The 13,309-nt window shown below is 38.1% G+C and carries 11 protein-coding genes; 4 read left to right on the plus strand and 7 right to left on the minus strand.

What is annotated here, in order from left to right:
* Positions 1-13 precede the first annotated feature (13 nt).
* From U8521_RS09975 to U8521_RS09985, 3 genes are all read right to left on the minus strand, one after another.
* Positions 14-1,624: a putative polysaccharide biosynthesis protein gene (locus U8521_RS09975; protein WP_334352620.1), complete on the minus strand. Its 1,611-nt coding sequence runs from the start codon at positions 1,622-1,624 to the stop codon at positions 14-16.
* 48 nt (positions 1,625-1,672) lie between these two features.
* Positions 1,673-2,044 carry a DUF1304 domain-containing protein gene (locus U8521_RS09980; RefSeq protein ID WP_334352667.1) on the minus strand — a complete coding sequence of 124 codons (372 nt, stop codon included), beginning with the start codon at positions 2,042-2,044 and terminating at the stop codon, positions 1,673-1,675.
* Positions 2,045-2,580: 536 nt separating this feature from the next.
* Positions 2,581-2,892 carry a nucleoside triphosphate pyrophosphohydrolase gene (locus U8521_RS09985; RefSeq protein ID WP_334333135.1) on the minus strand — a complete coding sequence of 104 codons (312 nt, stop codon included), beginning with the start codon at positions 2,890-2,892 and terminating at the stop codon, positions 2,581-2,583.
* A 352-nt stretch (positions 2,893-3,244) separates the two neighbouring features.
* On the opposite strand from U8521_RS09985, the gene U8521_RS09990 reads away from it, so the two are divergent.
* Positions 3,245-3,553, plus strand: coding sequence for a hypothetical protein (locus U8521_RS09990; RefSeq protein ID WP_334333134.1), 309 nt, complete (start codon positions 3,245-3,247; stop codon positions 3,551-3,553).
* 127 nt (positions 3,554-3,680) lie between these two features.
* Positions 3,681-5,159 (plus strand): IMP dehydrogenase, encoded by a 1,479-nt coding sequence (gene guaB, locus U8521_RS09995; RefSeq protein WP_334333133.1) that lies wholly within the window; start codon positions 3,681-3,683, stop codon positions 5,157-5,159.
* A 220-nt stretch (positions 5,160-5,379) separates the two neighbouring features.
* Here guaB and U8521_RS10000 read toward each other — a convergent pair whose 3' ends face one another.
* Positions 5,380-6,768: an amino acid permease gene (locus U8521_RS10000; protein WP_334352621.1), complete on the minus strand. Its 1,389-nt coding sequence runs from the start codon at positions 6,766-6,768 to the stop codon at positions 5,380-5,382.
* A gap of 649 nt (positions 6,769-7,417) precedes the next feature.
* Between U8521_RS10000 and U8521_RS10005 the strand changes: the two genes are divergently transcribed.
* Positions 7,418-8,584, plus strand: coding sequence for a MalY/PatB family protein (locus U8521_RS10005; RefSeq protein ID WP_334352622.1), 1,167 nt, complete (start codon positions 7,418-7,420; stop codon positions 8,582-8,584).
* Between the two features lie 40 nt (positions 8,585-8,624).
* Here U8521_RS10005 and lplA read toward each other — a convergent pair whose 3' ends face one another.
* Together lplA and U8521_RS10015 are read right to left on the minus strand one after the other, a co-directional pair.
* Entirely contained in the window at positions 8,625-9,650 is a 1,026-nt protein-coding gene (gene lplA, locus U8521_RS10010) for a lipoate--protein ligase (RefSeq protein WP_334352623.1), read from the minus strand.
* A gap of 124 nt (positions 9,651-9,774) precedes the next feature.
* On the minus strand, positions 9,775-10,713 hold the full coding sequence (locus U8521_RS10015) for an AEC family transporter (protein ID WP_334333129.1): 939 nt from the start codon (positions 10,711-10,713) through the stop codon (positions 9,775-9,777).
* A 181-nt stretch (positions 10,714-10,894) separates the two neighbouring features.
* Between U8521_RS10015 and U8521_RS10020 the strand changes: the two genes are divergently transcribed.
* The gene (locus U8521_RS10020) at positions 10,895-12,307 is read left to right on the plus strand and encodes an NAD-dependent succinate-semialdehyde dehydrogenase (protein WP_334352624.1); all 1,413 of its coding nucleotides are present in this window, start codon (positions 10,895-10,897) and stop codon (positions 12,305-12,307) included.
* A gap of 318 nt (positions 12,308-12,625) precedes the next feature.
* Here the strand turns inward: U8521_RS10020 and U8521_RS10025 are convergent, their stop codons facing one another.
* Positions 12,626-13,204, minus strand: coding sequence for a TetR/AcrR family transcriptional regulator (locus tag U8521_RS10025; RefSeq protein WP_334333127.1), 579 nt, complete (start codon positions 13,202-13,204; stop codon positions 12,626-12,628).
* Between the last annotated feature and the right edge of the window lie 105 nt (positions 13,205-13,309).

A 13,309-nucleotide genomic window follows, 5' to 3' on the forward strand; every position in this document is an offset into this window, starting at 1 on the left:
TCCTTAGATAACATTAATAAATTTTAGTATCACGAATCTCTTTCATAATCTTCAAAGAACCGTCTTTGTAACTGAGGATTCCGTAAACGAGTATGCCGAGGATTCCACAGATGATAATGACGATGATTGCACCGACTTTAGTAGCGTCAGAAATTACTTTGACGACTAAGAAATTAGCGACCCCAACGACTACTAACATGATGATTCCATCGATTAAGATGCGAATCAGTTTCTTAGCCAGAACTTGGTCAATGATTTGGAACTGTTTGTTGATCAATCTAAAGGCAAAGTAACTCATGATAGTGAAGGAAATTCCGGTTGCGGTAACAGGTCCGTATACACCCAAGGCAAGCGTCAATGGCAGTTGAAGAACAACCTTTAGTAAGTAAGCAATTGCTAAGTAGACCATCGATTTTTTCATGTGGCGTGTAACTTGTAGAATGTTTTCTAGAATCATGAAGGTACAGTAGAAGAACGCTTCGAAACAAGAAACAATCAACACTTTTGAACCGAGAATACTTTGGTCATAAAAGACAAACGCAGTCCAGAGTTGACGACTAATAGCAATCACGCCGAAAGTGGCTGGCACAATGATAAAGAAAGTAAATTGGACGATCTTACGCATGAAGTTTTGGACTTCTTCATTGGAAGCTTTTTTGCTGACCATTGCTGAAAGAGCTGGAATAACTGAAGCTGATACGGAAATGGCGAGCGATACCAAGACCATGATGATCTTATTAGCCTGGAAGCCAAACATAGCGTACAAGTTGTCGATTGTTTTTTCACTAGCGTGAAGAATTAATTGATAAATCCAAGTGAAAGTTGTTTGGTCAAACAATTGTAAAACGGTCATGATCGTATCGACTAACAAAAACGGAATAGCCGAGCGTAACATGGAACTGAAATTAATATCAAGATTCGTTTCAGTTGGTTCAGGACTCGTCTTGATATCCTCAATCGTAGTCGATTTTCTAACTCTAACTCTGATCCAAAGTAAAAATACATAAGCCAGAGTTGCCCCGATAAATGAAGCTAGAGTTGACTGGTTAACGGCGGAAACGTAATTACCTTTTTGCAAAATCATGATGGTGTAAGTGGCATAAAGCATGTAAGTGACACGGGCAATTTGTTCGATAACTTGTGAAAAAGCCGAGTAGGAAATGAAAGCATAACCTTGGATGTAACCTCTTAAAATACCAAGAGCCGGGATGATCAACATTGCGACACTAAGATATTTGATCGGCGTTACAACTCGCATATCGCCGGCAGCCAAAACAATTGCCACATATTTTGCTCCGAAGAACATCACGGCAGCACAGACGATACCGACTAAAGTCATATAGATACTGTATTTTTTAAAGAGCTTTTCACTTTGATCGTAACGCCCTAAAGCATTGTGAGCGGCAACTTCTTTAGAAATTGCGGACGGAATCCCGGCGGTTGCGATAATCAAGAAAAGATTGTAGATGTTATAAACTTTTCCGTACATCGCATTGGCCGCATTAACTGCTAGGGGGCCAATCCAAATATTCCAAGGAATAATGTAAACGACTGCTAGAACTCGGGAAATGATTCCACTGATCGAGATCCAGAGTGAACTTTTGAGTAATGAATCTTTTTTCATTTTTTTATCCATTCTTTATAAAATTACTTATATTATAGAAGACTTTGATTAACGATAAAAGAAGAGCACCAAAATCAAAGCAACTAAAGCAGGCAATCCTTGGAGAAAAACAATTTTTTTGCTAGCCGTTATAGCGCCGTAAACAGCGACGATTATCACGTAAAGCATCAACATGATCAAAATTATTTTAAGAGTTGTACCTGTGAAAAAGAGAATCATCATTAAAATTAAAATTCCTAAAAGACCATTGTAAATACCTTGGTTAGCTAAGGCTACCTTGGCGTGTGGATTTTTGACAAAATCTAGTGGCATATCAAAGGCATTAGCCTGTTGTTCAGGTTTGGCAAACATTTCCAAACCAGCGATTCCGATATGTTCTAAAGCTACTAATGCGACGACAAACAAAGTTAAGATTTGCATTATAATCTTCTTTCTATTTTTATGTGGTGTTAGTATGCCGTCCTCCGCAACAAACTCGATTTTGGCTGGAACGTGGTGGGCACGACTTGAAGTCTTTTTCAAAACCGGAAAAAGTCTCCAAGCTCGGCCTTATTCTAAGCAATAAATTGCTAAGAATAATTTCACCACTGAGCCAAAGCGAGTTTGTTGCTCCGGACTAAATAACGGTTCTATCTTTTGTTTTTCTTCCATTCTTAAAGAAATAACTATCTCTATTTAAATATAGTACGTATGGTTATTTAAAATAGAAAGTACTATTCTTATCTCTGAATTAAGCGAAATAATCTATAAAAGATGTTATCTAGCCTGGAGCACGAGCCCTGTGATGACTCAGCCGCCAAATTCTACTTAGCGCTTTAGCGCTTATGTAGAAGGCCAAGCTTTGAGATTTTGCGAACTGTGCAAAAGCTCAAAGTTGCGCCGGCAGCGTTCCAGCTCATCACAGGGCTTGTGCGGAGGGCGGCAATTAAAAACTACCTAAATAAAAAAGCCTCCGTTTAGGATTCTTCTTTGGTATTTATCATAACAAATTTTTCGGCAAATTTACCCTTTTGATTGATTTTAGCTTGGCGTAAACTGTCCATTTCTTCGTATGTAATTGAAGCGTCATCTAAAATTGCACGGATAACTTCTTCTAAATCGCCTAATTCTTCGACTAGACCTGCCCGAGTGTCAGCCGCTTTGACTTCTTGTGCCTCTTCAACAATTTTTTCACGTAAAGAGAGTCGATAGTCTTCATTTGAAAGAACTTCAAACTTAAAATCACCGTGAATGATGTCGGGTATTTTGTCCCTAACCAATTTTTTCATATATATTTCCCCCTAAATAGGTTCTTGTCATAGTTTAGTTATAAAAAAACAGCTTCATTATTTTTGAATCAAATAGGATAATAATAAAATTATCTATCTAGTTTGGAGTACAAGTTCTGTGACGGCTGAGCCATCACAGAACTTGTGCGGAAGACGGCATTTTACAACAACTAATAAATAATAAGAACTCTAAAACGTCTGTAGAAAAATATTACCACATAAAAAGTTGTAAGCGCAGTATTTGATAATGATAATATCATCATGATAGTATTTAATTAAAATAAATATAAAAGTGTTGAGTGTTATGAACGTTTCTAGTGTGGAACTTACAGAAATATATGGTGGTTTACTATTGTTAGTTATGATTGTAATAATTATATTATTAGTCATACATGATTTAATTCGTAAAAGAATGGAATTTGCTTGTAAAACGACGTTACAAAATAAGGCTGAACTGGTTCGGACAGCAGTTGATAGTAAAACGGCTGAGTATTTGAACCGCAATTGTGATCACGAATTACATCGGATCGAAGGTTACATTGTGAAGAATAACAAAACTATTTTGTACAAATTGTACTTAAAGAAACGACGCTTTGATTTTTATTTGGAAAAACAAAATTTATGGAACTATAAAGTAATTGCAATAAAAATGTATGAATAGGGTAACCGTTATAACGATTACCCTATTTTCTTTTCGTCAACTTGCATTGACTATCTAGAAAAAATTAGATAACATGTGTATAAATTTTACCCTAATAGGGGCAAACAAAAAATCTAGGAGGAATATCATGTCGGCATGGGATACAAAATTTGATAAAAAAGGATTCACGTTTGATGACGTTTTATTAATACCAGCGGAGAGTCATGTTTTACCAAATGAGGTAGATTTATCAGTTCAATTAGCTAAGAATATCAAGCTTAATACACCAATTTTGAGTGCAAGTATGGATACAGTTACAGAAGCTCCAATGGCAATCGCAATGGCACGTCAAGGTGGATTAGGTGTCATTCACAAGAATATGAGTGTTGAACAACAAGCTGATGAGGTTTCAAAAGTAAAACGTTCTGAAAACGGCGTTATCATTGATCCAATTTATTTAACAGCTGATGACCAAGTGAGTGAAGCAGAGAAATTGATGAGTACCTATCGTATTAGTGGTGTTCCCATCGTAAATAATACTAAGGATCTAAAATTAGTCGGTATTATTACTAACAGAGACTTACGTTTCATTGCTGACTATTCAGTGAAAATTGGTACCGTGATGACTAGTGAGGAACTAATCACTGCACCAGTTGGCACAAGCCTAAAAGAAGCTGAACAAATTTTACAAGAGCACAAGATTGAAAAGTTGCCATTGATTGACAATGACGGTCGTCTTGGCGGTCTTGTAACGATTAAAGATATTGAAAAAGTAAAAGAGTTCCCTAATGCCGCTAAAGATAAATATGGTCGTTTGTTGGTCGCTGCCGCTGTTGGTGTCACAAGCGATACTTTCGAACGTGCTAAAGCCTTGTTAAAAGCCGGCGCTGATGCAATTATCATCGATACAGCTCACGGACATTCTGCTGGAGTTTTGAGAAAGATTGCTGAAATCAGAAACAAGTTCCCAGAAGCAACTTTGATTGCCGGAAACGTCGCTACAGCTGAAGGTACAAAGGCTTTGTATGATGCTGGTGTTGATGTCGTCAAAGTAGGTATCGGACCTGGTTCAATTTGTACAACTAGAATCGTTGCCGGAGTCGGTGTTCCTCAATTAACAGCCGTTTATGATGCAGCTAGTGTTGCCCATGAATACGGTAAGACAATCATTGCCGATGGTGGTATCAAGTATTCAGGTGATATTGTTAAAGCACTAGCAGGTGGTGGTAACGCCGTTATGCTTGGTTCAATGTTAGCCGGGACAGATGAAGCCCCTGGTGAATTTGAAATTTATCAAGGAAGAAGATTTAAGACATATCGTGGAATGGGAAGTTTAGCCGCTATGTCCCACGGTTCATCAGATCGTTACTTCCAAAGTGGCGTTAACGAAGCTAACAAGTTAGTACCAGAAGGAATCGAAGGCCGTGTAGCCGCAAAAGGCGCCGTTGGCGATGTAATTTATCAATTGTTAGGTGGATTACGTTCCGGAATGGGCTATGTTGGAGCACATAATTTGAAAGAATTACAAGATGCCCAATTCGTACAGATTTCAAATGCCGGATTAAGAGAGTCACATCCACATGATGTTACTATTACTAAGGAAGCACCTAATTATTCAGTAAAATAGAGCGTGGAACAGGGGCGGTAAGCTCCCGGAGGATAACGTAATTTCACGAATTGCTCGCCGAACTTGCGGGCGATTTGGGAAGCGTAGCTATATGTTGACTCCTGTTGGCTGGAACGCGTTTTAGCTATATTGCCAGAAACAATGGTTATTAAAAAATAGAAAACACCAAAAAAAGACCCAGAACACAAAAGTTCCAGGTCTTTTTCTATACTCTAAAATCTCATTTCTCCCGACTATGCCAAATCCCATAACCGAAATAAATAACTAATCCCAAAGCCGTCCAAATAACATACATCTTCCAAGTAAAACTCTGTAACTGTGTCATCAAGTAAACACAGGCAACGAATGAAATCAGTGGGAAAACAGGATAAAACGGAACCCGAAAAGCTGGTTTGAGATCTTTAGTATTTTTACTGTGACGTAAGAAAATAACGCCAATTGAAGTCACCGCAAAAGCTAACAAAGTACCAATATTAACCAATTCGGTGATCTTCTCGATCGGAACAACAGCCGCAACTGTAGCGGCGACTAAACCAACTAAAAAGGTACTACCAATCGGCACTCCTTGGCGACTGAGATTTTTGAATCTTTGAGGAAGTAAACCATCACGACTCAAGGAGAAAATCAATCTGGTACCACCATAGATTACGACCAACAACACTGTCGTCATACCCATGATAGCTCCAAGAGAAACGATTCCTGACACCCAATTCAAGTTTAGGAGATTTAGCGCGTGTGACACCGGATCGGCCACATTCAGTTGTTTATAGTTGACCGCGCCAACGAGCACTAGCGAAACCAAACTGTAAAGAATTGCTACTATCAAAAGTGAAGCAATAATTCCAATTGGCATGTTACGCTTGGGGTTTTTAACTTCTTCACTAGCCGAGGAGACCACGTCAAAACCTAAGAAAGCGTAAAAGGCGACCGCTGCACCACGGCCGATTCCTCCGACACCAAAAGGCAAGAATGGATCATAGTTTTTCGGTTTCACGTAGAAAACTGTTACCAAAACGAATAGTAGAATCACGAAGATTTTCACATAAACCATGATCGTATTGACTTTCATCGACTCCGTCAGACCTTGCAAAAGTAAAACCGTTGCAACTAAGACGATGATAAAGGCTACTAGATCAAAACGTCCTTGAGTATTACCAGCTGTTCCATGTGCCGACTGAAGTGCTTTTGGCAATTCGATTCCAAAACCAGCCAAGAGATTTCGGAAATAAGCCGACCAACTGACTGCGGTTGAAGAAGCCGCAAATAAATATTCTGAAACTAACGACCAACCAACGATCCAGGCAACGATTTCGCCGTAAACTGAATATGAGTAAGTATAAGCACTACCAGCTAGAGGAATTGTCGAAGAGAACTCCGAGTAACAAAAAGCTGCTCCGATACAAACTAACGCTGCTAACAAGTATGTCAAAATAACTCCAGGACCGGCGTAATTAGCGGCAATGATTCCGGGAGTGATGAAGATACCAGAACCAACAATGACACCGACTCCCATAATGATTAAGTCTTTGGCGGTCAGAGTTCGATTCAAATTAGCATTGTCTTCTGATAGGTCTTTAACAATATCTTTTTTTCTAAACAGTTTTGGCATAAAAACCCTCCATTAATTGTTATTATTATGCCATTAAGAAAATTAAAATACCATTAATAAAGTTAAATTTACAGTAATGATTTGGTTCTTTGGGGTAGTATGCCATCCTCCGCAACAGCTCTGGGAAACGCTGGAACGCTGTGGGGTGACTTGGAGCCAATTTCAAAACCGGAAATTGTCTTCAAGCTCACCCTTCTACGTAAGCGCTAAAGCGCTAAGTAGAATTTCACGGCTGAGCATTTCCCAGAGCTGTTGCTCCGGACTGAATAACGGTTCTATTTTTTATTGGCTTTCCATTTGGTTAGGAATAGGATTTCTATTCTAAAGTGTGGCTTGCATGCTAATACGTTATTGCGTTTCTTCACGTTCTAAATAGTGGCAACAATGGCAAAAGAATCGGGGATTTTTTGTTTTTCTATTTTTAGAATTCGATCTATCCAGACTTTAAAACAATTAAGTACTTAATATGAATAGAATACTATATCCCAATTAGAAATCATTGAAATACAGTCCATCACAGGTTTTGTGCGGAAGGCGGCAGTTAACCACCACCCAAAATTAAGAATTACCTCTATAAAAGTGACCGTCTATGCTATTTTACGAAATTAATGATATATTCAAATTGAAGAATAAATTGAGGGGTGAAAATATGTCATTTGATTTTGATAAAATAAATGATCGTCGTCATAGTAATTCCAGTAAGTGGAACGTTGGCGAAAATGAATTGCCTATGTGGGTCGCTGATATGGATTTCCAAACTGTTCCTGAAGTTTTGACAGCAATGAAAAAAGATGTTGAACATGGAATTTTTGGTTATCAATATGTGCCAGAGGAATATTACCAAGCCGTTGCTGGTTGGTACAAGCGTGAACATAATTTTGAACCGAAATTAGATTGGTTAGTCTTTAGTAACGGCGTTATGCCATCGATTGGCTCAATTTTACGTCATGTGACTGACTTTGGTGACAATGTTTTGTTACAAGAACCAAATTACAACTCATTTTATAAAGCGATAAACAATAATGGTCATCATATTTTAAATAGTGAATTGGACTACCATGATGGGAAGTATTCAATTAATTGGAAAGACTTGGAAGAGAAGATGGCTGATCCTAGAACTACTTCGATGATCGTCTGCAATCCACATAATCCAACGGGCTATATTTGGACTCGAGGCGAATTGACCAAGATTGGTACACTTGCTAAAAAGCATGATGTTTTAATAATTTCTGATGAAATTCATGGTGACATCATGATGCCGGGTCATGATTACACACCATTTGCTTCATTGGACCCAGAAATTGCTAAGAACAGTATTTCTTTAGTTTCACCAAGTAAGACTTTTAATTTAGCAATTTTACATGCTTCGACGTTGATTATTCCAAATGCGCATATTCGTCAAAGAGTTGAACAAGGAATTGTCAGTGATGGTCTGAATGAGCCAGGAGCTATGGCTATTAGTGGTTCAATTGCTGCCTATACTAAAGGTTTTGACTGGTTAGATGGTTTGAAGAAATACGTTGCCGGTAATCGTGAATATTTGGAAAAATTTGTTAGTGAGAATATTCCTGAAATTAAAGTTCTTCCTGCTCAAGCAACCTATTTAGCTTGGATTGATTGTGTTGAGTTAACTGATGAGTCGGATGAATTCAATCAATTTTTACGTGATGAAACAGGTTTGTATTTGGCAGAAGGCACTAAATATAAAGGTAATGGTAACTGCTTCTTGAGAATGAATCTGGCTACGCCAAGAAGTAATGTTGAAGATGCTGTTAAACGTTTGAAGGATGGAATTGAAAAGTTCAAGAATAGATAAAAAAATAACCGCTATAACATCGTTATAACGGTTATTTTTTTTACTTTGAAAGCAACAGATCAACGAGAACTTGGGGTTCGATTTTACCTAAATTAGCCGCTAAATCAATCTTTGCGAGTGCTTTATTCAATCCTTCATTGGTGAATTCAGCTCCTAGTAAGGCTTGTTCAATTAAAGTGATATCTCCTCCAGTAATAAAGTCTCCATAAATTTTTACAGCTGAGATTTTATCGTCTTTAAGTGAGAAGTTGAAGGCAACGGTACCGATATCGTAATGCTTGGAAACGTAATGTGTGAAACCGGGGTTCTTGCCGTAGTTCCAGGCATCGGTATCATATTTGTCTTTCAAGCGGGAATCGATAATTTCCCAATCATGATCAGTTAAAGTATAAGTTTCGATGTCGGATAGTTTATCGACGTGGAAGATGTGTTTAAGCAATTCAGTTTTGAATTCATCAGCGGTCATGCTTCTATAAGGTTCGTCGAGGTATGATTTGATGTTAGTGATGCGTTTGTTGACGGATTTGACACCCTTTGATTCCAATTTATCTTTTTCAGGTGTTAGGACTTTGCTGGCAGTGTCCATATCGAGATCAAACATTAAAGTTCCTCCGGCCGCAAAAGAATCACCGACTTTGAACATCGTCATTCCGGAGAATTTCTTACCATCAACGACGATATCATTTCGGCCACGCATCTCGACACCAGTGGCACCCATTTCGTGTAGGGCGTCGACGATTGGTTTAGCAAAGTAACCGTAGTCGCCAAAGTGTTCATCATTTCCGATGACGATATTTTCAAAAATGAAATTGCCGTAATCGTGATAAACGGCACCCCCACCGGAAGTTCTTCTGACTAACTGGATGTTCTTTTCCTTGAGGTAAGGGAAGTTCACTTCGGCGTAGGCATTTTGATGCACACCGACAATGACAGAAGGGTTATTAATATACAAAATTAAGCCGTGTCCTTTGAGACGTAAATCGTTGACCAAATAGTTATCTAGCGATTGATTAACGATGGCATTGTAAACAGGTTTCCCATTTCTTGATGTATCAATAAAAAACATAGAATTCCACTCCCTTTTCAACTGTATAGGAATATTGTAATCCCTTTCATACTTTGAAGATACAATATTGTGAAAAAAATTGGAGAGAATCCTATGTTTTATCTAGCTTTATATTGTGAAATTTTTACTTAATTAAAACCATAATGATTGGGACTACTATCAAACTCAATAATGTTGTTTCAGTAACCATGATAGCAGCGTAGTCGGAATCAGCGTGATAAAGTTTGGCAACAACGGGAGCGTTGGTCATAACTGGCATGGCAGCTTGGACAATGAAAACTTGTCGCATCAATGGAGTTGAGGGGATAAATAAGAAGAGTGCAGCCATTAGAAGTGGAGCACAGATAAATCTTCCGAAGAGAATTGCCAAATTATCCTTGTGGAAGGAGATGTTTTTCAAACCAGCATTGTAAATAGAAATACCAATGAAAATCATCGAAAGTGGAATCGTTAGATTACCTAAATATTCAAAATCGGACATTAAAAAGTTAGGTAGTTGAATATGGAAAATGACTAAGATCAATCCGATGATAAAACCCATCAGTGGTGGTGAGAAGATTTTTTTCAAAGTCGTTTTTAGTTTGAATTTACCTTTGATTTCACCATCCATTTGAATTAAGTAAGTTCCTAGAGTCCAAAAGAAAGTCGTGTTGGCCATGTAATAAACCAAAACGTAAGGTAAACTCTTTTCACCAAACAAAGCCATATTGACGGGAAGGCCGACGAAGACAGTGTTGGAATTGAAAAACATTGAAGCAAATAAACCTTTGTGTTTAGGATCGATTTTCAAAATTTTGATCAGCAAAATTGAAATGAAAATCAAAATAGTCATCGATAAGACCGGTACAGCTAGGTCAGGTAGCAATTTAATTAATTTTTTAGCCGTGAAATCTTTGGTGATCGTAGAAATCATATAAGCTGGCAAAGCAACTTGCGTAACCAACTTAGCAATCATTTTAGTTGTATTTTCAGAAAACCAACCGAGATGAGTTAGACCATAACCCACGGCAATCAGTCCGATAATTATTAGTATTCCTTGAATACTGGAGAAGAAAACGCCCATAAGTAGACACCTTTCATTATATATAACCTCTATAGTACTCTTTTTTTATTATATTTTGAAAGTTCGTGATTTATTTCCCAAATTGGACAGTACCAATTTAATTTGTGGACGGATTAAATACTTGTAAAATAAAACGTTTACATTAAAATTGAAAGTGAGAATTAAATTAGGAGGATTAGAAATGGCATATAAAACAGTCAATCCATATAATAACGAACTAGTAAAAACCTTTCCTGATGCAACGGCCGATGAAATAGAAACAGCCTTAAGCAACGGGCAAGCACTTTATAAGAAATGGCGCGACGAACCAATCAGTGACCGGAGTAAAATTTTGCACCGGATAGCTGCTTTGTTACGAGAAAACGAAACTGAATTGGCTAAAATTGCTACAATCGACATGGGAAAGCTTTTGTCAGAGTCTAAGGGTGAGGTTGAGTTGTGTGCGATTATCGCCGACTACTACGCTGACAATGGTGAGGAAATGTTGAAACCAACTCCAATTTCTAGTCGCAATACTGGTGATGCGGAGATTCTTCATCAATCAACAGGTGTTTTGATGATGGTCGAACCTTGGAACTTTCCGTACTATCAAATTATGCGTGTCTTTGCACCGAACTTTATCGTTGGTAATCCAATGATTTTAAAGCACGCTTCAAACACTCCAGCTTCCGCTCAAGCTTTTGAGAAGATTGTTTCAGAAGCAGGGGCTCCAGTTGGTAGTCTGACAAACCTATTTGCCAGTTACGATCAAGTTAGTGAAATCATCGCTGATCCTCGGGTTCAAGGTGTAGCTTTAACTGGATCAAAACGTGGTGGACAATCGGTTGCCCAAACAGCCGGTAAATATTTGAAGAAAAATTCAATGGAACTCGGTGGTTCCGATGCTTTTGTAGTTTTGTCTGACGCTGACGTTGATCAAGCAGTTAATTTAGCTTGGCGGGTTAGAATGTATAACGCCGGTCAAGTTTGCACCTCTGCTAAGAGATTTATCGTGGCAGACAATTTATACGATGAATTTTTGAAGAAATTAAAGGATAACTTTGAAAAATTAGTTCCAGGAGATCCAATGGATGAGCATACTACTGTTGCTCCAATGAACTCCAAACGTGCTAAAGAGAAGTTACAAAAACAAATCAATACAGCCGTTGAAAATGGTGCGAAAGTTTACTATGGCAATCAACCAATCGACCTACCAGGTCAATTTATTCAACCTACTATCTTGACGGATATTGAAAAAGACAATCCTGAGTTTTATGACGAATTGTTTGGACCAGTTGCTCAAGTCTTTAAAGTGAGCTCTGATCAAGAGGCAATCGATTTAGCTAATGATTCTGAATTAGGTTTAGGCGGAATCGTAGTTTCAAAGGATGCTCAACATGGACATCGAGTTGCTGAAAAGATTGAAACCGGAATGGTCTTTGTTAACTCATTCTTGGTTTCACTTCCAGAATTGCCATTTGGTGGTGTTAAAGGTTCCGGTTATGGTAGAGAACTTAGTCAATTGGGATTGAACGCTTTTACTAACGAGAAGTTAGTCGTTACAGCACAAGAACCTGACTGGGGGAATCCAGCAGGGGGACTGGCTATTTTTTAAGAGCGTGTAACAGGCCGCTTAGGACTTGGCAGATAGCCTAGCTTCACGAATTGACCGCTGGGGTTTGCGGGCGATTTGGGAAGCGTAGCTATATGTCCAAGTCCTGGCCTGTGGAACGCGTTTACGATCAAACTAAGGAAGTTTGGTAATTAGGAATAGAAATCACGCAATATAAAAAGAGGAACTTTTCTTTAAATTCGGAAAAGTTCCTCTTTTTTAATACCAAATTTCTTTTATTTTATAACCATGGTTATATGCGGAATAGTCAACACGCGTTCCACTATCCTCCGGGAGCTGAGCGCCCCTGTTCCACGCTCTCTAAACATGTACTGGTCCGCTTAACAATTCATTCAAATAATCTTCGGCATCTTCCAAACTAACATCGTGCTTCCCTAAAAAGATCCACTTCAAAACTTCAATAATCGTTGTACTACAATGTTGCGCCACTAATTCAGCCGGGGTCTTGATAGCTTTCAAATTCAAATTGGATTTGATCGACTCATAAATCACCGCCGTGAAGTAGTGAATAAAGTGATTAACTAGCTGACTATCAATAGGGTTATTGTCGATAATATTTTGAAACAAGATATGATATTGATCGAATAATTTATAAATTTGGGCAAAATTTTGAATGATGGTCGATTTGTCCATGTTGGGATTAGGAATCTCTATATTAATATCTTGAGCAATTTTATACCAACAAAAATCTAGCAAATCGAACTTATCATTAAAGTAATTATAAAAAGTTGCCCGAGGATAATCAGCTCTTTGGCAAATCTCATTTACTGTAATTTTATCGAACGGCTTTTCGGCTAAAGAATTAAACATTGCACCCGCAAACGCGCGTTGAGTGCGTTCTATACCACGTGATTGTTTCTTGTTAGGATCATATTTCAAAATGTAAGCGCCTCAATTCTGGACATTTTTCATAATTTGTAAAAATCTAGACAATCTCTAAGACTTGTCTCTTGCTCTATTTTCGGTTTCACTTTATCATTACAT

Source organism: Companilactobacillus miaonis (assembly GCF_036913615.1).
Taxonomy (GTDB): Bacteria; Bacillota; Bacilli; order Lactobacillales; family Lactobacillaceae; genus Companilactobacillus.